This is a genomic window from Vibrio halioticoli NBRC 102217 (assembly GCF_000496695.1).
GTDB lineage: Bacteria > Pseudomonadota > Gammaproteobacteria > Enterobacterales > Vibrionaceae > Vibrio > Vibrio halioticoli.
Map to the genome: position 1 here is coordinate 78037 of NZ_BAUJ01000014.1, position 23901 is coordinate 101937.

Sequence of the window (23901 nt, forward strand, 5' to 3'; positions counted from 1 at the left end):
ACAACAAAGTGGCTTTTATAATATGAACGTAGGCTCTTAGTGCAGCTCATCCATTAGAGCTACTAGATGGTCAACAGCTTCAGTAGCTTGTGGACCTTCAGCAGAAATAGTAACCATAGTGCCTTTTACTAGACCTAGAGTTTGAAGCTTAAATAGGCTCTTAGCGCTAGCGCTTTTACCGTTAGAAGTCACAGTGATATCTGCATCAAATGATTTAGCTTCTTTAACAAACTGCGCCGCTGGGCGAGTGTGAAGACCGTTTTCTGCAGTGATTTCTACTTGCTTCTCGTACATGTGATATACCCCGTTGATATTTAGATTATGTTTTGAAGTCCAAGTCTCAATTATAAATGAATTGGCTCGTGACCTTGGCTGAGTAAGTTCTTATGACTTTTAATTACAGCCTAAATTTTCGCTTCTTTTATTTTGAAGTAAAAAATAAAGCCTAGAAATACTACCAAATGCTGAACACTAATCAATAAAAAAGCCCCAGAAAGGGGCTTTTTTGGCTGAAAATTTGATTTGAGCACAGTTTTCTTGTGGCTATTGCTGATTTTCTTTCTCAGTAAATATGCCAGCAAACAAAGCGGTACTTAGGTAACGTTCACCAGAGCTAGGAAGTACAGTTACAATTGTTTTTCCTTTAAATTCAGGAAGTTCTGCAACTTTATTTGCTGCAACAACGGCTGCACCTGAAGAAATACCCGCTAGAATACCTTCTTCTTCCATTAGACGACGAGCCATTTCAATTGCTTCATCAGAGGTCACAGTGATCACTTTGTCGATAAGTTCAAGATCTAAGTTTCCAGGAATAAAGCCTGCGCCGATGCCTTGAATTTTATGTGGACCTGGTTTCACTTCTTCACCAGCGAGAACTTGGCTGATGACTGGAGACTCTGCTGGTTCAACGGCTACGGCAGTAATTGCTTTGCCTTTTGTTTTCTTAAGGTAACGAGTTGTACCTGTGATAGTACCGCCAGTACCCACACCAGAAACAAGCACGTCAATTTCGCCATCAGTGGCATCCCAAAGCTCAGGGCCCGTGGTTTTTTCGTGAATCTCAGGGTTTGCTGGGTTGTTAAATTGTTGTAGAAGCAAGGTAGATTCAGGATTTGCTGCAACGATTTCTTCCGCTTTCGCGATAGCGCCGTTCATGCCTTTTGCCGCTTCTGTTAACACTAGGTTAGCGCCCAATGCTTTAAGAAGTTTACGACGCTCAAGACTCATAGACTCAGGCATAGTTAGAGTCAGTTTATAACCACGAGCTGCTGCTACATAAGCAAGCGCGATACCCGTGTTACCACTGGTTGGCTCAACAAGTTCAATGCCTTCTTTTAGTGCACCTGATTTCTCTGCTTCCCAAACCATGTTGGCACCGATACGACATTTCACGCTGAAGCTAGGGTTACGAGCTTCAATTTTAGCAAGAACATTACCCTTGCTGACGCGGTTTAAACGAACGAGAGGCGTATTGCCAATAGTTTGAGAATTATCATCGTAAATCTTGCTCATGCTTGCTTCCTTGTGGGTTAACACGCTAATTGTATTAGGGTTTCTATATTATTCGGTAATTTGATTGGTTAAATCATACGCCTTTAGAATAGAGCCGTTCTTGACTCTAACAAAGGAATAAAACGTTATATCTAATAGCTAACTTTCTGATCTTGTTTGAATTCTGTGACCCACATCAAGGTTGCACCGCAAACGGCAACAGGCATGATTATCAGGTTTAAGAGTGGAATAGAGGTAAATAGTGCCACCATCGCACCATAGCCATAAGCCTTGCCTTGTTTGGCTTTGAGCGCGAAGCGCATCGAATTGAAGTCGACTTTATGGTTATCAAACGGGTAGTCGCAATATTGAATAGACAGCATCCAACTGGTAAAAATAAACCATACGAAAGGCGCTACCGTTTGACCAAAGGCTGGAATCAGTAATAGAAGGAAAAGACCGATAGCTTTTGGCAGTAAATAGACCAGTTTTCGCCATTCTCTACCTAATATTCTTGGTACATCTTTGATTAAGTCGGTGACGCTTTGCTCTAGCATGCCCTCTGGGCTTAGTTGCTGTTCCACTTTTTCCGCTAATAACCCATTAAAAGGGGCAGCCACAAAGTTGGCTAAAGTGCTGAAGAAGTAGGAAAAGGTGGCTAAAATAGTTAAGGTTAGCAATGGCCACAATATGTAGCTCAACCAACTTAAAAATTCAGGTAACACCCCAATCCATTGTTCTATCCATTGATTGAGATGGCTAAATAGATAAAATAACGCACTGCCCACTAATATAATATTGATGAGTAGTGGCATAAAAACATAGCGACGTAAACCTGGTTGCATAGCCAGTTTAAATCCAGAAAAGAAATAACCGAAACCGGACATTGTGTGTAATTTTTGATGCATCTTATTCGTCCCAAATACTGAGTTTTCAGCGGATTAGCTCTAATATAAGAAAAGCGTGCTCAAAATCACAGCATAAAGTACATAGATATTGTTAAAAGGTTCAACTCTACATCAGAGTTTTGTTAAAGTAGTTTAAGTCACCCAATCTCGGTGTCTCACCAGAGTAAAGCAGAGAGCAAAAAATGCAGGAATTGCGAATCGTATTGATAGTCGTAGGTGTCTTAGCCATCGCGGGCCTACTTATCCATGGTTTATGGACGAATAAACGAGAACAAAGTGGTCGATTTTCAGATAAGCCACTGAGCAAACTTGATGATGAGCCGTTATCGGGATCAAGTGCATCTCAAACTAATTCAGTTAAACCAACACCCGCTGCAGAAGATGATTTTGAAGTGGTGAAGGTAACGTCAAAGAATGACAAGAAAGAGCCAAGTTTCTCAGGTTTTGATGATGATATTGGCGACCCTCTGTTAGAAACAGCGCAGGGTGATAAATTTAGTAAAGCGCATCAGCCAGCAGAAGTGGTTAAACCTACGGTAACGGTGAAGCCTGATGAGCTACCTACTATTACTATTAGCTCTGATGCATACTCTAAGCACGATGATAAACCATCGTCTGCTTTTATTACCAAAGAGCCGGTATCTGAAGCGCCTATCACGACGCCGTTTAGTGCGACGGATGAAGCCAATGCAGGCTTTAATAGCAATAGTGCATTTACGGTAACAGAGCCAGAAGTTGAACCAGAAGTGGAAGTGGTTCCTGAAGCTCCTGCTAAGGTTGAAGAACCTGAGATGGAAGTGCTGGTATTGCACGTTGAAGCACGTGGCAGTGAAGACTTTGTTGGTAGTGACTTATTTATTAGCATGGAACAACACGGCCTGCACTACGGTCCTATGGATATTTACCACCGCCATGTGGATAGCGCAGGCACAGGTAAGGTTTTATTTAGCGTGGCGAACATGCTTAAGCCGGGTACATTGTCGCATGACGATCCGGCGGAATTTACCACTAAAGGGATTTCGTTTTTCATGACCTTGCCATGCTATGGCGACCCTGAGCAGAACTTTAAGATCATGCTGCATACTGCGCAGATGATAGCGGATAATTTAAGTGGCAACGTATTAGATGACAAACGCACTTTAATGACTCGTAATCGTATCGATGCGTACAAACGTCAGATCCAAGAGTTTGTTCATCGCCAAGAGCCAAAAGAAACCAGCAACATTATCTAGTTCACTGGTTAACAGTTAAATAGTAAAAAAGGGCTCTGCATAAGAGCCTTTTCTTTTCCCAATTTTTGAGAAACCCTTATGTCCGATTCTATTCAACAACAACACGCTAAGCTCTCTGAATCATTGCATTATCATGCAGTGCGTTATTACGTTGAGGATAGCCCAGAGATCCCCGATGTTGAGTATGATCGCTTAATGCGTCAACTGCTTGAACTAGAAGAAAGTAATCCAGAGTTAGTTACTCTAGATTCACCCTCGCAACGTGTTGGCGGCACGCCACTGTCAGGCTTTACGCAAGTAAGCCATCAAGTGCCTATGTTATCGCTTGATAATGCATTTGATGATGATGAACTAAAGGCTTTTTATAAGCGCATGCAAGACCGTTTAAACAGTGATGATCTTGGTGCGTTCAGCTGTGAGCCTAAGCTAGATGGTCTAGCGGTGAGCTTAATGTATGAAAACGGGGTTTTGGTACAAGCAGCAACCCGTGGTGACGGTGCCACCGGCGAAAATATTACGCAAAATGTACGCACCATCAGCGCTATTCCATTGAAACTGCAAGGCGAAGGCTTTCCAACCCGCTTAGAAGTGCGCGGTGAAGTCTTTATGCCTAAAGCGGGTTTTGAACGTATTAATGAGCAAGCATTGGCCAAAGGTGAAAAGCCGTTTGCTAACCCAAGAAATGCCGCCGCAGGCAGTTTGCGTCAGCTGGATTCTCGCATTACCGCAAAACGTCCTTTAGGGTTTTATGCGTATAGCGTAGGGGTGATAGAAGGGGGCGAACTGGTTGAGAGTCACTACCAACGCTTTATTCAACTAAAAGGTTGGGGCTTACCTATGTGTCCTGCGGTACGCAAGGTGGATACTTTAGACGAAGTGATCGCTTACTACCGACATATTTTAGAAACCCGCGATCAACTTGATTATGAAATTGATGGTGTGGTGATTAAGTTAGATGATATCGAGCGCCAAGAACAGCTAGGCTTTGTGGCTAGAGCGCCTCGCTGGGCGATTGCCTATAAATTCCCTGCTCAAGAAGAGCTGACCTTACTTAACGACGTTGAGTTTCAAGTAGGGCGTACCGGCGCGATTACTCCTGTTGCTAAACTGCAACCTGTGTTTGTTGGCGGGGTAACCGTCAGTAATGCCACTTTGCATAATGCGGATGAAATTCAGCGTTTAGGGGTGCGCATTGGGGATACAGTGATCATTCGTCGTGCTGGCGATGTCATTCCGCAAATAACGGGAGTGGTTCTTGATAGACGCCCTGAAGATGCGGTAGAGATCATTTACCCTGTAGTGTGTCCAGTGTGTGGCTCAGATGCAGAACGCACGGAAGGTGAGGCGGTGACTCGCTGTACTGGCGGTTTGGTGTGCTCAGCGCAACGTAAGCAAGCGTTAAAGCACTTTGTGTCTCGTAAAGCGATGGACGTTGATGGCTTAGGCGATAAAGTGGTTGAGCAATTGGTCGATAAAGAAATGGTGAAAACGCCAGCCGATCTTTTCAAACTCAGCGCAGGTCGCATTACTGTTTTAGAAAGAATGGGACCAAAATCGGCCCAGAACGTTATTGATGCGCTGCAAAAATCTAAACAAACAACTTTAGCGCGCTTTTTGTATTCGCTAGGCATTCGTGAAGTGGGCGAGGCAACAGCGGCTAACTTAGCGCAGCACTTTAAGAGCTTACCTAACATCGAAAGCGCCACTATTGAGCAGCTACTCGAAGTGCCTGATGTCGGCGCGATTGTGGCAGAGCACATCAAAGCCTTTTTCGCCCAACAGCGAAATCAAGAGGTGATTGCTGAGCTGATTGAAAGTGGTATTCATTGGCCAGAAATAGAAGAAGTGGCGGATGCCGGCGAATTACCGCTTGCAGGTAAAGTGGTGGTATTGACGGGTTCTTTGTCGCAATTAACTCGCTCTGATGCCAAAGCGGCGTTGCAAACGCTGGGTGCCAAAGTGACTGGCAGCGTATCAAAGAAAACCGACATTTTGTTTGCTGGCGAAGCGGCAGGTTCTAAATTAGCCAAAGCACAAGATTTAGGGGTTGAAGTGCAAGACGAACAAGCCTTGGTAGCCTTGATGCAGCAGCACGGTATCGCGTAATAAAAAAAATAGGGTCTTAGATTTTTCGTCTAAGACCCTATTTCGTTATGTTTGCTTTATATTATCAAGTTACGCTTTTTGTCGAATATAGAGCACAATCCCTTCCACTTTATACACTTCCACAGTAGTGCCAGAGCTGAAGCTCTCGGTGGCTACCGCAGTCCAAGACGTATCGCCTAAGCTAAGACGGCCTTTGCCAACCGGAAAATCTTGTTCAAGGGTGGTGAATTGACCAATCAAGCTTTGCGAGCGCTTGTTGAGAGTGGTGGTTTTCTCATCTTGTTTATCTTTGTTTTTCTGGTATCGCCACCATAGCCAAGTAGTGACTAAGCCAAAACTGGCAAAGCTCATCCATTGCATTTGCCAGCCTAGCGGTAAAATACTCAGTAGAATACCCACCAGTAGCGCAGAGATGCCTAACCACAAGAAGTATCCAGCAGTACCTAGCACTTCAAAACAAAGCAACGCAAGGCCAAACGCTAGCCAATGCCAGTGATTAACATGTTGCAGTAGCTCTATCACGCTTTGTCCTTGTCGCTGGTGGTTTTAAACATTTCAGCCACCCCAGCAATAGAGCCCATAAGCCCAGTTGCTTCAAGCGGTAGCATGATCACTTTGCCGTTTTCGGCTTGGCCGATAGATTTCAGTGCGTCAGTATAGCCTTGCGCGATAAAGTAGTTCACCGCTTGCATGTCACCGGCGGCAATTGCATCCGATACCATTTGCGTTGCTTTTGCTTCCGCTTCTGCTGAACGTTCGCGCGCTTCGGCTTGTAAGATGGCCGCTTGTTTTTGGCCTTCTGCTTTTAGAATTTCCGCTTGTTTGTGACCTTCTGCTTTTAAGATCTCAGCTTGTCGTACGCCTTCTGCTTCTAATACGTCGGCACGTTTATTACGTTCCGCTTTCATTTGCGCGTTCATCGCTGCCGTTAGATCAGCTGGTGGTTGCACGTCTTTGATTTCTATACGCGTTACTTTAACGCCCCAAGGGTTAGTCGCTTCATCAACAATCGTCAGTAGGCGGGTATTGATCATATCGCGCTGGCTTAACATTTCATCTAGCTCCATAGAGCCTAAAACCGTACGGATATTGGTTAATGTTAGGTTGCGAATAGCATGGTCAAGTGCGCTTACTTCATAAGCGGCTTTTGAAGCATTGAACACTTGCACGAAACAGACAGCATCTATGCTGACGTTAGCGTTGTCTTTAGAGATGACTTCTTGGGCAGGAATGTCGAGTACTTGCTCCATCATATTGATTTTATTGCCAATACTATCAACAAATGGAACGATTAGGTTAAGACCCGGATGAAGTGTTTTGGTATAGCGACCAAAACGTTCTACGGTCCAGTTGCTTCCTTGGGGAACCGTTTTAATACCGGCCACGAGAACAATAATAACTAAGGCGATAAAAATAACGATAGTAATGAGGGTTGAATCCATGCTGACTTTCCTCTAAATGGAGTAGTTGAAGAATTTACTATACCTTATTTTTTACGAGTTCTATGCGCTTAAAGATTAAAAAAAGCGCGAAATATTCGCGCTTTAGATAACTATCATCAACTGGCTATGCAAACATTCTAGTAAAGAATGGAATACAGCTGGCGGCGATATTGCTTAGCCGTGGCGTTTTCTTGTCCTAGTGCTGATAGGACATCCATAAAGGTTTTTTTCATCTCACCATCAAGTGCGCCAAGATCTTTAGCTATGAACGACCATAACAGCGCAAGTGCTTCGTCACTGCGGTTGACTTCATGGTATTGCAGTGCCAATTCATTAGCAATTTTGGCGTTACTTTCGTCACTGGCCAGTTGCGACTCTAACGCTTGGATCTCTGGGCTGTTTGCCGCTTGAGCATGCAGTTCTAGTTTGGCGAGTAATCCTTTGTAGTAGTTGTCTTGATACTCTAATGGAATATGTGCCAGCAGGGCTTCAGCCTCAGTAAACTGCGCGGTTGCTAATAAACAATCGGCTTTGGCTAATTTGATTTCGCCTTTGTTTTGTAGCGCTTCAGGAAGAGTGCTCAACAAGGCTAAGGCTTCGCTGTGTTTTTGCTCTGAGATTAAGGTTAGCGCTTGTTGCAGGTTTAATTCATCTTGGCTTGGAAGGTGTTTTTGTAACATGGCTTCAATAGCTTGAATCGGTTGCGGGCCACCTAAGCCATCAACGGCTTGTCCTTGATTAAATAACGCAATAGTCGGCAGGGCTTGAATGCCAAATTGACCTGCGATTTGCTGTTCTTGCTCGCAGTTAAGGGTTGCGAGTGTAAACGCTCCGGCATATTTTTGCGCCAATTGCTGCATTTGAGGAACAAGATCCGCACTTTCTTGGCTCATTGGTGCCCAGAAGTAGACAACAACGGGAGTGCTCATAGAGCCTTCCAAGATTTGTTGGAAGTTTTGCTGGTTCATTTCTACGATGAATTCTGAATGCATGTACGTGTCCCTAGACTAATGATAAGTATGCTAATTACGTTATAGATTGGGTTAGTTTATACAATCTCAAGGTATGTATGCCAATCATAGTCAGTAAATGTCCAGAAATTGCGTTGGCAAAAAACATCAGCAGCAGTTTGTGATTTGGAATACAGTCATACTCTGCACAAAAAGAAAAACTCAGGCCAATCACGTTAATCTTGAAAGTTAACGGAGTGAGCCTGAGTTTCTGTAAGTTTGGTTTATGTGAGGGTTACAATAGCACTAAAACCAGTACCACAATCCCTACGCTTAACCAATTAAGCTTGTTTAAAGACATACTCTTCTCTTCAATCTTTAATAGGATTAATTGCAATAGATGATATTTTGCACACTGTTTATTACAAAATTATGGCTAAATGAAAATTCTATGAAATTAATTTGATAAAATTTGAAGTTAAACGCATTATTCTGAGTGTAAATGTTGCCAAGTTGTTGTTTTTGATTGAGAAACTGACCTTTAGCGATTTATTGATTATTTTGGTTTTTAATTTTCCCAAAACAGACAAGATCAACGTGAAAGCAAATGCTGTAATGCTGGCTGCACTCTAGAGTAGGTAAAAGTGAAGCCTAGCTCGGTTAAATGCTTAGGTTTGGCTTTTACACTGTCAAATAATAAACAGCTTGATTCACCTAACGCCAATTTAAGAACAAACTTAGGGGTAAATAAAAAGTGTGGTCGTGACAGAGTCTTAGCTAAGACTTGGCTGAACTCTTTATTGGTTGTTGGGTGAGGGGCAACCATATTAAATACGCCTCGCGCAGTTTGTGTATCAAGCAAAAATTGAATGGCGCGCACCATATCTTCAATATGAATCCATGGCATGTATTGTTGTCCAGTGCCGATTGGTCCACCGACACCTAATTTGTAAGGTAAAAGCATTTTATTGAGTGCTCCACCTTGCGTGCCCAATACGATGCCGGTTCGGATAGTGATAACACGAGTTAATGGCGATTGTGCTTGGTTGGCGATCTCTTCCCATTTTTGACAGACGTAGTTTGGAAACCCGGTTGCTTGATAGGGACTATTTTCATCGACGATGAGTTGTTTCTGATCGCCGTATATTCCAACAGCAGAGCCACTGATGAACACTTTAGGGGGAGCGCTACTTTGATTAATGAGCTCAACCAACTGCTGAGTTAAGCCCCAACGACTGTCACAAATGCGTTGCTTTTGCTGTTGGGACCAACGTTTATCAACAATGGGTTCACCGGCGAGGTTTATTACGGCGTCAAACTCAGATAGGCAGTTAAATGAGTGTAATGAATCGATAAATCGTAAGCAGTTGGGATTAACATGTTTTAACTGCTCGGCGGCTTTATCGCAATCTCGAGTTAAAATAGTCATTTGGTGAGGGATCAGTTGCTTGATCAAAGAGCGACCAATAAACCCCGTACCGCCAGTAATCAATATATGCATACCCTCTCCACTTTCCACTTCATATTCCACTTCACATCTCAGCCCACATCTTAAAATCACAATTAGACTTTTGTATCACATCTAAACATTTCGTTCGCAACGTTATGGTTAGAGTCATGAACTTATAATTATAGACCTATCATTTCGCGGCTCACGTCACACCTAAGTGGCGAATAATTAACCATAGTTAAAGTCTAACAAGATTACCGCTTATATCCGCCAATATTGATTGGTTTTGTGAGCAAATTTGAAAGAAGGAGAATTCAGCCACTTTATTTACAACAGTAGCTGACTTTGGCTACTTAGGGTTTTATTCACTAGGAGTCACCATTACCAATGAATGCCTTTATCCGATCTTTTATTGATAGCGCCAAAGATCTGACGCCAATTGTATTGGTGGTGGCATTTTTTCAGTTAGCGATCCTACAACAACCTTTGCCGTATTTTTTGACGATTTTATTTGGCATGTTGTTGGTCGTTTTAGGGCTAACCTTGTTTGTACTTGGTCTCAATATGGGGCTGTTTCCGCTTGGCGAATCTATGGCGCAAGCCTTTGCTCGAAAAGGGAGTGTGTTCTGGTTATTGTGCTTCTCATTTTGTTTAGGTTTTGGAACCACCATTGCTGAGCCTGCTTTGACCGCAGTGGCGACAGAAGCGGCCGAAGTGGCGGCAAAAGAGGGCGTAATAACAGCGAACAATAACAGCATGCAGCAATATGCCGATCATTTACGATTGACGGTGGCGCTATCGGTAGGCTGTGCCTTGTTATTGGGCGTGTACCGAATTATTAAGGGGTGGCCCATCCATATCATGATCATCAGTGGGTATGCGCTGGTGGTCTTTCTCACCTTTCTTGCACCACCAAGCATTATTGGCATTGCTTATGATTCTGGAGGTGTGACTACCTCGACCATTACAGTGCCATTGGTGACGGCGTTAGGCGTAGGGCTTGCTTCGGCCATTAAAGGTCGCAACCCTATGTTGGATGGCTTTGGTTTGATTGCTTTTGCTTCTTTGTTACCGATGATTTTTGTTTTGTTGTATGGCATGTGGTTAGCATGATTAGCTTAGCCAACACCATAGATGTATTCGCTTCGACGGTAACGGACGTGTTTCCGATTGCCGTTATTTTACTGGCTTTTCAAACGGCCGTGTTGCGCCGACCAATCCGTAATTTATGGTCTGTTATTTTAGGTTTTGTATTGGTCATTATTGGATTGGCACTTTTTTTGGTGGGGTTAGAAGCTGCGCTATTTCCATTGGGTGAAACCATGGCAATGCAGTTAACCACGCCACAGTTTTTACAGCAGATGCGTCTCTCTGAAATAGGCGTTTTACAGTGGTTTGATTATTACTGGGTCTATTTATTTGCTTTTTGTATTGGGTTTAGTACCACCATTGCTGAGCCTTCGCTGATTGCGGTAGCGATTAAAGCTAATCAAGTCTCTGGTGGCAGTATCCAAGTGAATGGCTTACGTTTAGCCGTGGCGCTTGGCGTGGCAATCGGCATTACTTTAGGCTGTTACCGCATCGTGGCCGGAGACCCAATTCATTACTACATCATCGCAGGCTATGTGGTGGTCATTATCCAAACTTACTTTTCCCCGGCCATGATTATTCCCCTTGCCTATGACAGTGGAGGTGTTACTACCTCTACAGTGACTGTCCCTCTGGTGACAGCGTTAGGATTAGGACTGGCTTCTACTGTGCCCGATAGAAGTCCTTTAATTGATGGCTTTGGCCTTATCGCATTTGCCAGTCTATTTCCTATCATCTCCGTCATGGCTTACGCGCAAATCACTCGCTGGCTTAATCAGCGCCGTCCGATAAAACAGGAGGACTCCAATGAGGTTTAAATTGATATTAGCTTTTGTTGAAGATATTCGAACAGACGCCGTGCTCGATGCCGCCAGAGAGGCGGGCGCAACAGGTGCGACGGTTATCAGTAATGCCAGAGGAGAGGGGCTAAATAAAAAGCGCACCTTTTTAGGTTTGACTTTGGAAGTACAAAAAGACGTGCTGCTGTTTGTGGTTGAAGAGCATCTTAGCCGTCGAATACTGGAAAAAATAAGTGATATTGGCGAGTTTGATCAGGAATCAGGGCAGGGTATTGCGGTGCAAATTGACGTTGAAGATGCGGTTGGGGTTGCGCATCAGGTGGAAACGCTGACCAAAATAGTTGAGGAGGAAATATGAAAAGCCGAACCAATCGAAGAGTTAAGGATGTGATGTCGGCCACCTACGCTATTGTCGATGGTTTAATGACGGTAGAGGAAGCGATAGGCATTGCACGGGCAAATGAAGCAAAGGCATTAATTGTGAATAAACGTCATGACGATGATGAGTATGGATTAGTGCTGATGAATGATATCGCCAAAAAAGTGCTGGCGCAGAACCGCTCGCCAGCGCGCACTAATGTGTACGAAATCATGAGTAAACCGGCTTTGTGCGTATCACCAGAGATGAACGTCAAATATTGTGCACGTTTGTTTGAACGTTTTGGCATAAGCCGAGCACCGGTGGTGCAAGAAGACAAAGTGATGGGCATGGTCAGTTACAATAATATTGTTATTAAAGGCATGGTGTTAGACCAAGGTGAATAAGTGATAGCGCATTTTGTCTCTGGTGCACAAGCACCGGCATTGTTACACTCTGAGAAAATATAGAATAATAGAGTGATTCACCATGAAACTGTTTTTTGCTTCTGATTTACACGGCTGTCTTACGTCAACAAAAAAGGTTGTGGAAGCCTATCTCGCCTCTGGCGCTGAACATTTTATTCTACTGGGTGATGTGCTTAATCACGGTCCAAGAAACCCGGTTCCAGAAGCGTATGCTCCTGCACAAGTAGCAGAGCTATTGAATAATTATAAAGATAATATTATTGCGGTTCGTGGCAACTGCGACAGTGAAGTTGACCAAATGCTGTTAGAGTTTCCGTTAATGAGCGATTTTGCCATGGTGTTACTAGAAAGCGGTCAGCGCTTATTTTTAACTCACGGGCATTTGTACAACCAAAACAAACTCCCACCTTTGAAGTCAGGTGATGTGTTGGCGCACGGTCACACGCACTTACCTGTAGCGGAGTCGATGGGTGAATACACCCTGTTTAATCCAGGCTCTTCGACCATACCGAAAGGCGGCAATGTGGCAAGCTATGGATTATTAGATGGCACTGAACTTAGCGTGCTGAGTTTTACGGGCGACGTGTTGGCTAACACACAGATCTAAACGACATCATGCCGATAAAGAGCCAATAAAAAAGGAGACCAGAGTCTCCTTTTTTCATGCGTTTCATTTATTTTAAAGACTTGGCGCAGAGACCAATACTCGAGAACCATGCCCTAAACTGGTCAGTAGGATCGAATTATCGTTGATAATATCGACACGACGACTTTGCTGAGCATCGGTGCGCAGTATTTGTTTAATGATGGTGAGTTGTGACTCTTTAAAGTCTTGGCTACTGATCCCAGTAGATTGCTTAAACTCTTTTAAATCGATCAGTAAGTAGTTGTCGCTAAGTTGCCAAATACCCGACTCATCAATGTTTAGGATATGAACTTCTTGGTCATTGTCACTTAATAGCTGAATACGCGATGAACGAATGTACTCACCGTTAGGCAGATATTTTACGTTCGACGTAATATGAACTTTTCTGAGTGGGCCGACAAGATTTTCATCAATCAGGTCAGTGTGTACAAACGCATCTAAGTTGGTTTGCCACTCGCGAGCCGTTAATACCTGCTCAACTTTTACATCACTTCCCCAGAATAACCAACCACTGATTATTGTAGAAATCGCTAATAGAATTAATGCTACACGCTGGTTCATTATTTGCGGTCTCCTGTTGCACAGATCTTGGAGAGTTCTTGTTGGTTTGCGACTAGGCGCACAGTGCTATTTTCTGAAGAAAACTCAGCACTGTGTATGTAATTGAGAAATAGTTGCTGAGATTGGCTTGCTGTGGCAATCACTTCAACTGGGGCTGATTCATCAGGATAAGCTTCCATATAATAGTTCACGCAACTTTTGATGCTATCCAACCAATTGGTGAGTGGTGGATGACCTTCAGTGGTTTTTACCGGAACGCCATTGACGACGGTTACCGAGCGAAATTTCGCCGGAGATGAGTGAGGCAACAACAATGCTAGAACAGGTAAAAGCAGCGCCACAATCAGTATTACACGCGTATTGAAATCCCAATTAGACCAAAATGCTTGCTTCTTAGCAGCAACTTCAATTTTTGGCTCTTTTAGCTGCGCGGTGGTGATTGAAGCCAGTGCCGGTTCTGCTGTTGGAACAACAGTTTCTTCGGCTTGCAGAGTTGGAGAAGTCGCTTCTACAGTAGAAATTAGCTGATAACCACGCTTTGGCACAGTTTTTACAAACTGAGGGGATTTTGTAGAATCTTTTAGCATTTTTCTCAGCGTAGAAATCGCTTGAGTTAAGCTAGAATCATCGACTTGGAAACCTTGGTCACGCCACACGTATTCGTGTAATTGATCACGAGTGACCACTTCATTAGGATGCTCGCAAAGCAACATAAGAATTCGGCTTTCATTGCTACCAAGGCGCACTAAACTATCGTTATCTGATTGATCAATAAGTGAATTGCTCTTTGGATCAAAAATATACTTTTGGGCTAGTAAGTATTTAATACCGATTTTGCTCATTTAGATCTTCTTTGAATTTTTGTTTGCATGATTGATGAATCGTCACACTCATTCTCGATGCAGTGTGAGATGAATCGCTGTTTTGTAGCGAATGACAGGCATAGCATAATAAAATTTTATCTAAAAAGCAGTTTTTTTGTCGCAATCGACCTTGAAATTGCACTTATGACCCTTATTTATTCTTCATAGGTATCACATAAAGGCATGTGCGCCTTGGTGCGCATATGAGTAACATAAAACCCATGGAGTTAAAATGAGCGAAACTGTGTCAGCGAATAAAGAAACACGAGGTTTTCAATCTGAAGTTAAACAACTTCTGCACCTTATGATTCACTCACTTTATTCAAACAAAGAAATTTTCCTGCGTGAGCTTATTTCAAATGCATCCGATGCATCCGATAAGCTTCGTTTTCAGGCTTTATCTCAGCCTGATTTGTATCAAGGTGAAGCCGACCTAGGCGTTAAACTCTCTTTTGATGAGAAGACCAACACCATCACAGTATCGGACAACGGTATTGGTATGAGCCGTGACGACGTAATCGAACACTTAGGTACCATTGCTAAATCCGGCACTGCAGAGTTTTTCTCTAAGCTATCAGAAGACCAATCAAAAGATTCTCAACTCATCGGTCAATTCGGTGTTGGTTTTTATTCGGCATTTATCGTGGCAGATGCGGTAACCGTGCGCACTCGCGCTGCAGGTCTTGCAGCAGATCAAGGTGTGCAGTGGCATTCTGCGGGTGAGGGTGATTACACCATCGAAGACATCACTAAAGAGTCTCGTGGTACAGAAATCATTTTGCACATGCGTGAAGAAGGCAAAGAGTTCTTATCTGAGTGGCGTTTACGTGATGTTATCAGCAAGTACTCTGACCATATTGGTATTCCTGTTTCTATCCTGACTAAAGTGACTGACGACGAAGGCAAAGAAACTGGCGAAACTAAGTGGGAGCAGATCAACAAAGCGCAAGCACTATGGACGCGTGCTAAGTCTGAAATAAAAGATGAAGAGTACACAGAGTTTTACAAACATATCTCTAACGATTTTGCTGATCCTCTATTGTGGGGACACAATAAAGTAGAAGGTAAGAACGACTACACTAGTTTGCTATACGTCCCAGCGAAAGCCCCTTGGGATATGATGAATCGTGATCATAAGAGCGGTTTAAAACTGTATGTTCAGCGCGTATTCATCATGGATGACGCCGAGCAGTTTATGCCGTCTTACCTGCGCTTTGTAAAAGGCTTGATTGATTCAAACGATCTGCCATTGAACGTGTCACGTGAAATTCTACAAGACAATAAAGTGACCCAGTCGCTACGCAGTGCGTGTACAAAACGCGTGCTCACTATGCTAGAAAAACTGGCTAAGAAAGACGATGAAAAATACCTGTCTTTCTGGAAAGAGTTTGGCTTAGTGCTAAAAGAAGGTCCTGCTGAAGATTTCGCTAATAAAGAAAAAGTAGCCGGTCTATTGCGCTTTGCTTCAACGGAAGTGGCAAGCAGTGAGCAGTCAGTGAGCCTTGCAAGCTACGTTGAACGTATGAAAGAAGGCCAAGATAAGATTTATTATCTAACGGCTGATAGCTATGCGGCAGCGAAAAACAGCCCACACCTTGAGCAATTTAAAGCAAAAGGCATTGAGGTTGTATTGATGTACGATCGCATCGATGAATGGCTAATGAACTACCTCACTGAGTTTGATGGCAAACAGTTCCAATCCATCACTAAAGCCGGTCTAGATTTAAGCCAGTTTGAAGATGAGCAAGAAAAAGAAAAACACAAAGAAACAGAAGAAGAGTTTAAATCTGTTGTTGAGCGTACTAAAGAGTACCTTGGCGATCGTGTGAAAGAAGTTCGCACTACCTTTAAACTGGCCAATACTCCAGCCGTTGTGGTCACTGACGATATGGAAATGGGTACACAGATGGCGAAACTTCTAGAAGCTGCGGGTCAAGCCGCTCCTGAAGTGAAGTACATTCTGGAACTTAACCCAGAGCATGATTTAGTAACACAAATGGCAGACACTGCTGATGACATCGAATTTGGTCGTTGGGTTGAGCTGTTATTAGGTCAAGCAATGCTTGCTGAACGCGGTTCTTTAGAGGATCCAAGCCAGTTCTTGAGTGCCGTGAACAAACTATTGGTTAAATAAGCAATAGGGTCAATAAACTCAAAGCTAAACATTGAGCTCAGAATTGTGATAATATTCTGGGCTCAATCGTTATTAAAAACAGAGTTATACCGAAACTTTCATTAAAATCAGTTAGTTACTGGTTGCTTTAAGTTTGTGAGCTTCGGTATAAAAGAAGAACATTAAAGAGGAAAAACAATGCGCATCATTCTTTTGGGTGCTCCTGGTGCTGGTAAAGGTACTCAGGCTCAGTTCATCATGGAAAAATACGGTATCCCACAAATTTCTACTGGTGACATGCTACGTGCTGCTATCAAAGCGGGCACTGAGCTAGGCAAAAAAGCTAAAGATGTTATTGATGCTGGTCAATTGGTGTCTGATGACATCATTCTTGGTCTTATCAATGAGCGTATTGCACAAGATGATTGTGAAAAAGGCTTCCTACTTGATGGCTTCCCACGCACTATTCCACAGGCTGACGGCCTAAAAGAAATGGGTGTTGCTGTTGATTACGTTATCGAATTTGATGTTGCTGACGATGTGATCGTTGAGCGTATGGCGGGCCGTCGTGCTCACCTTCCATCAGGTCGTACTTACCACGTTACTTTTAATCCGCCTAAAGAAGAAGGCAAAGATGACGTAACAGGTGAAGCGCTAGTTGTTCGTGATGACGACAAAGAAGAAACCGTTCGTGCTCGTTTAGGTGTATACCATTCTCAAACTGCACCACTTGTTCAATACTACGGTAAAGAAGCAGAAGCTGGCAAAACTCAGTACCTTAAATTTGATGGTACTAAGCAAGTTGCAGAAGTGAGCGCTGACATCGAAAAAGCACTATCTTAATTATTGCTTATTGATACGCAAATTTAGATACTATAAGGACGACCTCTGGTCGTCCTTTTTATTGCTTAAATATCAGGATCTTATGGAATATCAACGTAAAACAGGTGTGTTATTAGTTAATCTAGGAACACCAGACCAAGCAACGCCCAAAGCGGTAAAGCGCTTCTTAAGTCAATTTTTACATGATAAGCGAGTGGTCGATATGACCCGCTGGTTGTGGTGTCCTTTACTGCATGGTGTGATACTGCCAATACGGGCGCCTAAAGTCGCTAAACTCTATCAGAGTGTATGGATGGATGAGGGTTCACCTTTGATGGTGTACTCCACTAGACAAGCCGATAAACTCAAGCAAAAGCTGAATATTCCGGTTGAGTTGGGTATGACCTATGGCAATCCAAGTCTACTTGACGGCATGCAGTCTTTAATAAAACAAGGCGTCGAAAAAGTTATCGTACTTCCTTTATATCCTCAATATTCTGCGACAACAACAGCGGCAGTGGTAGATGGTCTGGGCAAAGCTTTTAAGCAGATGACCGTAGTGCCTTCTTTTACTGTCATCGGCGACTATCACGATCATCCTTTATACATAAAAGCGTTAGCCGATTCGGTTCGCAGTGCTTGGCAACAGCAAGGGCAAAGTGAGTACCTGCTTTGTTCGTATCACGGCATTCCTAAGCGTTACGCTGACAATGGCGATATCTATCCGCTGCATTGCCAAGCGACAACGGATTTGCTCGCCAAAGAACTGCAGTTAGATTCCAGTAAGATTGGCATGACCTATCAATCGCGTTTTGGCCGTGAAGAGTGGTTACAACCTTATACGGATAAAACACTGCAAGCTTTGCCTAACAAAGGGATTAAAAATTTAACCATCATGGCTCCAGCATTTTCGGTTGATTGCTTAGAGACATTAGAAGAAATCTCAGAAGAGTGTTGCCAGATATTTAAGGATGCAGGGGGTGAACAATTTAACTACGTTGCTTGTTTAAATGACGATGATGCCCACATAGATTTAATGGCGAGCTTAGTTAACGCACAAATATTGCGTGGTTAGTGAACACTTACGCTTGGTTTATTTTTAACTTTCTGAACGAACTGATAATATAAATACAGTAATCTGCGACCACCAAGTATCGGTGCAGAACAGTATTTAGGTTTTGAGGTAACGATCATGAAACGTTGGTATTTGTTGTATTGTAAACGTGGTGATCAACAGCGGGCCCAAGCGCACTTGGAAAACCAAGGTGTAGAGGTTTATTACCCGAAGCTGGTAACAGAAAAATTAGTGCGCGGTAAACGTCAACAAAAGGTTGAGCCTTTGTTCCCAAGCTACATGTTTGTGCGCTTTGATTATGAGCAAGGCCCTTCATTTACCACAGTGCGTTCAACTCGTGGTGTGGCTGATTTTATCCGTACTGGGGCATACCCAACTGAGCTGCAAGGCGATCTTGTCTATACTTTAAAACAGCAAGAAGAAGTCTCAGATGTGGTGCAATATAATGCGCCAAATGTTGGAGACAAGATTGAAATTACCTCAGGTCAATTTTCAGGAATTGATGCGATTTATCATGAGGCAGACGGTGAAACTCGCTCGATACTATTGATTACTATGATCAATAAGCAAGTTGCGGTAAAAGTTGATAATACCGATCTTAATCTGTAATCCGACTTCCATACAAGACAACAGCCGAGACAGGCATTAAAAAGGGGCGCTAATGTTAGCGCCCCTTTTACATTTAATTGTGTCTGTGTTCAGCCAGAATTAATAGGCTTCGTTATGGATTGATTTCACAGCGCGACCTGAAGGATCGGCATTGTTTTTGAATGATTCATCCCACTCAATCGCTTTTGCTGATGAACAAGCCACCGATGGACCACCAGGAACACATTCAGCCGCCGATGGAAGAGGGAATAGTTCTTCAAAAATTTCACGATACACATAGCCTTCTTTGGTCGTCGGCGTGTTGTACGGGAAACGGAAGCTTGCGGTTTCCATTTGCTTATCGGTAATTTTAGCTTCAGCCACTTCACGTAGTGTATCAATCCAGCTGTAGCCAACGCCGTCAGAGAATTGCTCTTTTTGACGCCAAGCAATAGCTTCTGGCAGGTAATGTTCGAAACACTCACGCAAGATGTGTTTTTCCATCTTACCGTTGCCACACATTTTATCTTTAGGGTTTAAGCGCATTGCTACGTCAATAAACTCTTTGTCTAGGAAAGGTACGCGACCTTCTACGCCCCATGCTGCCAAAGATTTGTTGGCACGAGCACAGTCAAACATGTTCAATGCAAGTAGTTTACGAACGGTTTCTTCATGGAATTCTTGAGCATTTGGCGCTTTATGGAAGTACAAGTAGCCACCAAATATTTCATCAGCACCTTCACCAGACAGTACCATTTTAATACCCATCGCTTTGATTTTACGGCCCATTAAGAACATAGGCGTAGAAGCACGGATAGTAGTGACATCGTAGGTTTCAATGTGATAAATCACGTCACGAATAGCGTCTAGACCTTCTTGAATGGTGTAGGTCATTTCATGGTGAACAGTGCCAATTTGGTCGGCAACTTCACGAGCGGCTTTCAGATCAGGTGCGCCTTCTAGGCCCACTGCAAATGAGTGTAGCTGTGGCCACCATGCTTCTGATTGGCTGTCATCTTCCACACGCATGGCTGCAAAACGTTTTGCCACTGCTGATGTGATAGATGAGTCTAAACCGCCAGAAAGCAATACACCGTAAGGTACGTCTGTCATTAATTGACGTTTAACCGCTGCTTCTAAAGCCTCTGTCAGCTCTTCTTTGCTGGTGGAGTTACCTTGTACTGCAGCATATTCATTCCAGTCACGGATGTAGTAGCGAGTGGCTTCTGCTGCGCCTGATTCAAGGTAGCTACCAGGAGGGAATTCACTCACGGTTTTACATACTGGGACTAGCGCTTTCATTTCTGAAGCCACATAGAAGTTACCGTGCTCATCATGACCTTGGTATAGCGGAATAATACCGATATGATCACGGCCGATAAGGTAAGTGTCTTTTTCTTCATCATAAAGAACAAAAGCAAAGATGCCGTTCAGTTCTTCTAGCAGGTCAGCACCCATGTCTTGGTATAGGGCTAGGATGACTTCACAATCTGAATCAGTTTGAAACTCGTACTTTCCTTCATAACGAGCTCGGATTTCTTTATGGTTGTAAATCTCACCATTTACTGCCAGCACTAATTTTTTATCTGGGCTATAGAGAGGCTGTGCACCGCTGTTAAGACCAACGATAGCTAAACGCTCGTGTGCCAAAATGGCTTTTTCTGATGAGTAAATACCAGACCAGTCTGGTCCGCGGTGACGAAGTTTCTTCGACATTTCTAACGCCACTGGACGTAGCTTGTCCGCATCACTTTTTATGTCGAGGATACCAAATACCGAGCACATAATTCTTCCTTAAAAAAATTCACTTTATATAAGTTCAATTTGCCATTGTTTGTAAAAAAATCAACCCACAAATCGACATTTAGATAGTAAAAGCCACTCTTGATTAGATGGCGTTTAATTAATGTGATTATTTGGCAAATGGTTTCTAATCAATGGTGCAAAAAAGACCAGTTAACTAGTATGGATCATAAAGTTGTTACGTCCAGAAGTTTTCACTTGATATAACGCTTGGTCGGCATTTTCAAAAAATTGGGCACTATTCATTGTGGTTTCATCAAATTGGCAACCACCAATGCTGATACTCAATTTAGGTTGGCTAGGGTGGGGGATATTGAGTTCAGCCACCGCTTGCAGCAACCTGTTGCAAAGAAGGGTCAAGCCCTTGGTGTCAGTGTTAGGTAACAGAATAACAAACTCTTCTCCGCCAAATCGAGCTACGGTATCTATTTCTCGGCGGCAGGTTTGGTTTAGGGCAATAGCGATTTTCTTTAAGTATTTATCACCGATTTGATGGCCTAGTGTGTCATTGACCATTTTAAAATGATCGATGTCTATGACCAGTAACCCTAGTGGTGATTGAGCGCGAGTAGCACGCTGAATTTCTTCGATAAGCTGTTGATCAAAGTAACGACGATTATACAAACCGGTTAGAGTATCTCGTCCAAGTAACACTTTAAGTTGTACTTTTTGTGCTTCTAGCTCCATTAATTGCAAGGTGATTTGTTTTTTTGCCTTACTTTGCTGTTGATTGTGTATAAAGGTAAGAGTTTGAGATGAATAGTGGTCTTTGCCTAAGTAGAGCAACCAAGTAATGATGATTAAGTTTGAAATCAGTAAATGTACACTTAGGATATCAGTGCGCTCTTGATGCCACATGACAAAGGCACAGCCGCAGACAATACTACTGCCGTAAATAATGGCGATCTCGCGACTTTTGAGTATGGTGACTTTCACTAAAGCGGTGATCATAATGACGGAAATAGGCGCAAGGGTGTACGAATGGCTAATTAATGCAGCATGGAAAATGGTTAGAATACAAGTGGTTAAAAACAGATACAGGATGTTGAAACTGTTGTTAACGGGCAGTCGAGGTATATAAAACCAAATTAATAAACATGTCAGCGGGCCAAAAAACAGCAAGTAATCACGAAAGTGCTGTACATCGGTAGCAGAATTAAGCAAAGCACTGCTTGGGCTCCACAATGGCATAACTAACCCAAATGAAAATAAACACAGGGCGATAATAGGTAGCCATATTCTTAACTGTTTACGATTATAGGTCGTGATAAAGTTTTGAAACTGAATTAGCTGTAAGTTTGAGAGAGTGCTGGTGACTTTGTCCATTTTTTCTCGATAATGGTATTGCGACTAAGAGCTTATCCCATATTTAAAGTGTAGGAAATTAAGCTCTAAGCCAATAAGGAAAGCTAGGTATTTGAAGTATCCAATACCAATAGCTTATCATCCTAACAGTTACTATGTTCGATGGTTGTATTGTAATTTTTTATTATATAATAATGACTTATTAAACATATTACTTTGCTATCGAGCATAATTTCCGTGTTATGTTGCATACTTTTCGTAGTCGGTATCACTGTTTCAAATTATTTTTAGATGCAAATTGAGGCGATAAAGTGTCACATACATGACGAGCAAAACCACTGCCTGCTTCTCGATAGATATTAAACGCAGCATCTGCCCCTAACTCTATGAATTGATCCACCTGATCTTGATATTCCGCAATCGCCGCTATTTTGCCCGTATAACCCCTTAGCCTTAATTGTTCTAACGCGTAGCGGTTACCTTTATTGTTTGGAATAGCGAGTAATATCAACTTAATTTGTTCTAAATTCTGCACTTTTTCCCAAAAATCGGAATCTGTCACGTCACCACAGAGAATGTTTCGTTGATGCTTTGCGTGATGCTCGGATGTGTCATTGCGTATTTCTATGCCAAGACAGATATCACCATGGCGTTCGCTGAGTTCATCATAGGCGCCAGTTCCTATACGCCCCATCCCGAGCACTAAGATTTGTGATTGTCCGATGTTGATAGCCTGATCTCGAATATGAATCTTGCTATCACTGTGTTCTTTAAGCCAAGTCGCGCTGCGGCGATAAATACTATTACTAAAGCGGTTTAACGGTGCGGCTAAAACAAAGGAGATAGAAACTGCAAGTGCGATAGAAACCATGATGTCTCCAGAAATCCAACCTTCTTTATAAGCCAGTCCGCCAACAATCAAGCCAAATTCACTGTAGTTAAATAGAGTTAAAGAGGTGAGTAGTGAGGTGCGAATGCGAAATTTGAATCTGTCTAAGATGACGTAGTATAAAAGCCCTTTCGCCGGTAGCAGTAGCATGAATACTAGGGCGAGGATTAACCCAGCCATGGTCGGTTGTTCAGAAAGACCTATGTTTAAGAAGAAACAAACTAAAAACATTTCTTTTAAATTAAACAAAGACTTAGATAGCTCTGATGCCTTTGAGTGACCGGCTAGCAACATACCAAGTATCAATGCACCTAAATCGCCTTTAACACCGACGAGCTCGAATAACCCTGCGCCAACCACTAGCGCAAAAAAGATGCCACATAGAACCAGTAGCTCACCGTGTCCGACTTTATCTAATACTTTGTAAAATAGCGGGCGAACCAAAGGCAGAGCAAATAAGAAAATGGCATACCATTCAGGGATCTTCCCCGTTGATACAGTAAGAAAGGCCACCGCAAAAATATCTTGCATGACTAAGATACCAATCGCCATAGTTCCGTAGGTGGAGTTGATTTCGCCGTTATCTTGTAGTGCTTTTATGGCAAATACGGTACTAGAGAATGACAGTGCAAAGCCTAAAATGACCAGTTGAGAAAAGGGCATGTCGGCAAACAGGCTTACACCAATCGCTTGCAGTCCAAATAGACATAAGCTAAAGAAAGCGGTTGAGGCAACATTGTGTAGCGTAGCACCTCCCCAAATCTCTTTAGAGAGCAGAACTTTGACGTCCAGTTTCAAACCGATAGTAAATAGCAGTAGGGTGACGCCGAGATCAGCGATTTCGCTGATAGCGTTGTTGCTTTCAAAACCAAAGGCATTGAGGGTAAAACCGGCCAGTAAAAAGCCGACTAAAGGGGGAAGGTTACATCTTTGGGCGATAAATCCAGCTAAAAAAGCGCCACAGATGAGCATTATGTCCATT

General features: G+C 43.0%; 23 protein-coding genes. 11 read left to right on the forward strand and 12 right to left on the reverse strand.

Annotated features, from left to right (window positions below):
• Positions 1–36 precede the first annotated feature (36 nt).
• The 3 genes from VHA01S_RS05835 to cysZ all read right to left on the reverse strand — a co-directional run bounded on the left by VHA01S_RS05835 (position 37) and on the right by cysZ (position 2399).
• Positions 37–294 carry an HPr family phosphocarrier protein gene (locus tag VHA01S_RS05835; RefSeq protein ID WP_017029255.1) on the reverse strand — a complete coding sequence of 86 codons (258 nt, stop codon included), beginning with the start codon at positions 292–294 and terminating at the stop codon, positions 37–39.
• 249 nt (positions 295–543) lie between these two features.
• A complete protein-coding gene (gene cysK / locus VHA01S_RS05840; RefSeq protein ID WP_023403427.1) occupies positions 544–1512 on the reverse strand; it encodes a cysteine synthase A in 969 nt (322 codons plus the stop codon).
• A 131-nt stretch (positions 1513–1643) separates the two neighbouring features.
• Positions 1644–2399 carry a sulfate transporter CysZ gene (gene cysZ, locus VHA01S_RS05845; protein WP_023403428.1) on the reverse strand — a complete coding sequence of 252 codons (756 nt, stop codon included), beginning with the start codon at positions 2397–2399 and terminating at the stop codon, positions 1644–1646.
• 182 nt (positions 2400–2581) lie between these two features.
• On the opposite strand from cysZ, the gene zipA reads away from it, so the two are divergent.
• Positions 2582–3631 carry a cell division protein ZipA gene (zipA, locus tag VHA01S_RS05850; RefSeq protein WP_023403429.1) on the forward strand — a complete coding sequence of 350 codons (1050 nt, stop codon included), beginning with the start codon at positions 2582–2584 and terminating at the stop codon, positions 3629–3631.
• A gap of 78 nt (positions 3632–3709) precedes the next feature.
• Positions 3710–5737: an NAD-dependent DNA ligase LigA gene (gene ligA, locus VHA01S_RS05855; protein ID WP_023403430.1), complete on the forward strand. Its 2028-nt coding sequence runs from the start codon at positions 3710–3712 to the stop codon at positions 5735–5737.
• A 69-nt stretch (positions 5738–5806) separates the two neighbouring features.
• On the opposite strand, the gene VHA01S_RS05860 is transcribed toward ligA, so the two are convergent.
• The 4 genes from VHA01S_RS05860 to VHA01S_RS05875 all read right to left on the reverse strand — a co-directional run bounded on the left by VHA01S_RS05860 (position 5807) and on the right by VHA01S_RS05875 (position 9630).
• A complete protein-coding gene (locus VHA01S_RS05860) occupies positions 5807–6259 on the reverse strand; it encodes an NfeD family protein (RefSeq protein ID WP_023403431.1) in 453 nt (150 codons plus the stop codon).
• On the reverse strand, positions 6256–7179 hold the full coding sequence (locus VHA01S_RS05865) for an SPFH domain-containing protein (RefSeq protein ID WP_023403432.1): 924 nt from the start codon (positions 7177–7179) through the stop codon (positions 6256–6258). Before VHA01S_RS05865 ends, VHA01S_RS05860 begins: the two co-directional genes overlap by 4 nt.
• Positions 7180–7316: 137 nt before the next feature.
• On the reverse strand, positions 7317–8171 hold the full coding sequence (locus VHA01S_RS05870; RefSeq protein ID WP_023403433.1) for a co-chaperone YbbN: 855 nt from the start codon (positions 8169–8171) through the stop codon (positions 7317–7319).
• A gap of 550 nt (positions 8172–8721) precedes the next feature.
• On the reverse strand, positions 8722–9630 hold the full coding sequence (locus VHA01S_RS05875) for a TIGR01777 family oxidoreductase (protein ID WP_023403434.1): 909 nt from the start codon (positions 9628–9630) through the stop codon (positions 8722–8724).
• Positions 9631–9966: 336 nt separating this feature from the next.
• Here VHA01S_RS05875 and VHA01S_RS05880 point away from each other — a divergent pair, with 336 nt between their 5' ends.
• From VHA01S_RS05880 to yfcE, 5 genes are all read left to right on the forward strand, one after another.
• A complete protein-coding gene (locus VHA01S_RS05880) occupies positions 9967–10692 on the forward strand; it encodes a DUF1538 domain-containing protein (RefSeq protein ID WP_023403435.1) in 726 nt (241 codons plus the stop codon).
• Complete coding sequence (locus VHA01S_RS05885) at positions 10689–11486, forward strand: DUF1538 domain-containing protein (RefSeq protein ID WP_023403436.1); 798 nt, start codon at positions 10689–10691, stop codon at positions 11484–11486. The genes VHA01S_RS05880 and VHA01S_RS05885 overlap by 4 nt, the downstream gene beginning before the upstream one ends.
• Positions 11476–11826: a P-II family nitrogen regulator gene (locus tag VHA01S_RS05890; protein WP_023403437.1), complete on the forward strand. Its 351-nt coding sequence runs from the start codon at positions 11476–11478 to the stop codon at positions 11824–11826. Before VHA01S_RS05885 ends, VHA01S_RS05890 begins: the two co-directional genes overlap by 11 nt.
• Positions 11823–12233 (forward strand): CBS domain-containing protein, encoded by a 411-nt coding sequence (locus VHA01S_RS05895; protein WP_023403438.1) that lies wholly within the window; start codon positions 11823–11825, stop codon positions 12231–12233. The genes VHA01S_RS05890 and VHA01S_RS05895 overlap by 4 nt, the downstream gene beginning before the upstream one ends.
• A gap of 82 nt (positions 12234–12315) precedes the next feature.
• Complete coding sequence (gene yfcE / locus VHA01S_RS05900; RefSeq protein ID WP_023403439.1) at positions 12316–12861, forward strand: phosphodiesterase; 546 nt, start codon at positions 12316–12318, stop codon at positions 12859–12861.
• Between the two features lie 72 nt (positions 12862–12933).
• Here the strand turns inward: yfcE and VHA01S_RS05905 are convergent, their stop codons facing one another.
• Together VHA01S_RS05905 and VHA01S_RS05910 are read right to left on the reverse strand one after the other, a co-directional pair.
• Entirely contained in the window at positions 12934–13461 is a 528-nt protein-coding gene (locus VHA01S_RS05905) for a regulatory protein ToxS (RefSeq protein WP_023403440.1), read from the reverse strand.
• The gene (locus VHA01S_RS05910) at positions 13461–14303 is read right to left on the reverse strand and encodes a winged helix-turn-helix domain-containing protein (protein ID WP_023403441.1); all 843 of its coding nucleotides are present in this window, start codon (positions 14301–14303) and stop codon (positions 13461–13463) included. Before VHA01S_RS05910 ends, VHA01S_RS05905 begins: the two co-directional genes overlap by 1 nt.
• Before the next feature lie 253 nt (positions 14304–14556).
• On the opposite strand from VHA01S_RS05910, the gene htpG reads away from it, so the two are divergent.
• The 4 genes from htpG (at position 14557) to rfaH (ending at position 18943) form a co-directional block, all read left to right on the forward strand.
• Positions 14557–16458 carry a molecular chaperone HtpG gene (gene htpG, locus VHA01S_RS05915; protein WP_023403442.1) on the forward strand — a complete coding sequence of 634 codons (1902 nt, stop codon included), beginning with the start codon at positions 14557–14559 and terminating at the stop codon, positions 16456–16458.
• Between the two features lie 177 nt (positions 16459–16635).
• A complete protein-coding gene (adk, locus tag VHA01S_RS05920) occupies positions 16636–17280 on the forward strand; it encodes an adenylate kinase (RefSeq protein WP_023403443.1) in 645 nt (214 codons plus the stop codon).
• 82 nt (positions 17281–17362) lie between these two features.
• A complete protein-coding gene (gene hemH / locus VHA01S_RS05925; RefSeq protein ID WP_023403444.1) occupies positions 17363–18334 on the forward strand; it encodes a ferrochelatase in 972 nt (323 codons plus the stop codon).
• Between the two features lie 117 nt (positions 18335–18451).
• Positions 18452–18943 carry a transcription/translation regulatory transformer protein RfaH gene (rfaH, locus tag VHA01S_RS05930; protein ID WP_023403445.1) on the forward strand — a complete coding sequence of 164 codons (492 nt, stop codon included), beginning with the start codon at positions 18452–18454 and terminating at the stop codon, positions 18941–18943.
• Between the two features lie 99 nt (positions 18944–19042).
• On the opposite strand, the gene asnB is transcribed toward rfaH, so the two are convergent.
• The 3 genes from asnB to VHA01S_RS05945 all read right to left on the reverse strand — a co-directional run bounded on the left by asnB (position 19043) and on the right by VHA01S_RS05945 (position 23900).
• Positions 19043–20707, reverse strand: a complete 1665-nt coding sequence (gene asnB, locus VHA01S_RS05935; RefSeq protein ID WP_023403446.1) for an asparagine synthase B — start codon at positions 20705–20707, stop codon at positions 19043–19045.
• Positions 20708–20878: 171 nt separating this feature from the next.
• Complete coding sequence (locus tag VHA01S_RS05940; protein WP_023403447.1) at positions 20879–22051, reverse strand: GGDEF domain-containing protein; 1173 nt, start codon at positions 22049–22051, stop codon at positions 20879–20881.
• A gap of 247 nt (positions 22052–22298) precedes the next feature.
• Positions 22299–23900 (reverse strand): cation:proton antiporter domain-containing protein, encoded by a 1602-nt coding sequence (locus VHA01S_RS05945; RefSeq protein ID WP_023403448.1) that lies wholly within the window; start codon positions 23898–23900, stop codon positions 22299–22301.
• Position 23901 lies beyond the last annotated feature (1 nt).

Bases quoted from the DNA above. Each gene is read 5' to 3' on its own strand.
- VHA01S_RS05835 (WP_017029255.1), bottom strand. From the start codon at position 294: ATGTACGAGAAGCAAGTAGAAATCACTGCAGAAAACGGTCTTCACACT.
- cysK (WP_023403427.1), bottom strand. From the start codon at position 1,512: ATGAGCAAGATTTACGATGATAATTCTCAAACTATTGGCAATACGCCT.
- cysZ (WP_023403428.1), bottom strand. From the start codon at position 2,399: ATGCATCAAAAATTACACACAATGTCCGGTTTCGGTTATTTCTTTTCT.
- zipA (WP_023403429.1), top strand. From the start codon at position 2,582: ATGCAGGAATTGCGAATCGTATTGATAGTCGTAGGTGTCTTAGCCATC.
- ligA (WP_023403430.1), top strand. From the start codon at position 3,710: ATGTCCGATTCTATTCAACAACAACACGCTAAGCTCTCTGAATCATTG.
- VHA01S_RS05865 (WP_023403432.1), bottom strand. From the start codon at position 7,179: ATGGATTCAACCCTCATTACTATCGTTATTTTTATCGCCTTAGTTATT.
- VHA01S_RS05870 (WP_023403433.1), bottom strand. From the start codon at position 8,171: ATGCATTCAGAATTCATCGTAGAAATGAACCAGCAAAACTTCCAACAA.
- VHA01S_RS05875 (WP_023403434.1), bottom strand. From the start codon at position 9,630: ATGCATATATTGATTACTGGCGGTACGGGGTTTATTGGTCGCTCTTTG.
- VHA01S_RS05880 (WP_023403435.1), top strand. From the start codon at position 9,967: ATGAATGCCTTTATCCGATCTTTTATTGATAGCGCCAAAGATCTGACG.
- VHA01S_RS05885 (WP_023403436.1), top strand. From the start codon at position 10,689: ATGATTAGCTTAGCCAACACCATAGATGTATTCGCTTCGACGGTAACG.
- VHA01S_RS05890 (WP_023403437.1), top strand. From the start codon at position 11,476: ATGAGGTTTAAATTGATATTAGCTTTTGTTGAAGATATTCGAACAGAC.
- VHA01S_RS05895 (WP_023403438.1), top strand. From the start codon at position 11,823: ATGAAAAGCCGAACCAATCGAAGAGTTAAGGATGTGATGTCGGCCACC.
- yfcE (WP_023403439.1), top strand. From the start codon at position 12,316: ATGAAACTGTTTTTTGCTTCTGATTTACACGGCTGTCTTACGTCAACA.
- VHA01S_RS05905 (WP_023403440.1), bottom strand. From the start codon at position 13,461: ATGAACCAGCGTGTAGCATTAATTCTATTAGCGATTTCTACAATAATC.
- VHA01S_RS05910 (WP_023403441.1), bottom strand. From the start codon at position 14,303: ATGAGCAAAATCGGTATTAAATACTTACTAGCCCAAAAGTATATTTTT.
- htpG (WP_023403442.1), top strand. From the start codon at position 14,557: ATGAGCGAAACTGTGTCAGCGAATAAAGAAACACGAGGTTTTCAATCT.
- adk (WP_023403443.1), top strand. From the start codon at position 16,636: ATGCGCATCATTCTTTTGGGTGCTCCTGGTGCTGGTAAAGGTACTCAG.
- hemH (WP_023403444.1), top strand. From the start codon at position 17,363: ATGGAATATCAACGTAAAACAGGTGTGTTATTAGTTAATCTAGGAACA.
- rfaH (WP_023403445.1), top strand. From the start codon at position 18,452: ATGAAACGTTGGTATTTGTTGTATTGTAAACGTGGTGATCAACAGCGG.
- asnB (WP_023403446.1), bottom strand. From the start codon at position 20,707: ATGTGCTCGGTATTTGGTATCCTCGACATAAAAAGTGATGCGGACAAG.
- VHA01S_RS05940 (WP_023403447.1), bottom strand. From the start codon at position 22,051: ATGGACAAAGTCACCAGCACTCTCTCAAACTTACAGCTAATTCAGTTT.
- VHA01S_RS05945 (WP_023403448.1), bottom strand. From the start codon at position 23,900: ATGGACATAATGCTCATCTGTGGCGCTTTTTTAGCTGGATTTATCGCC.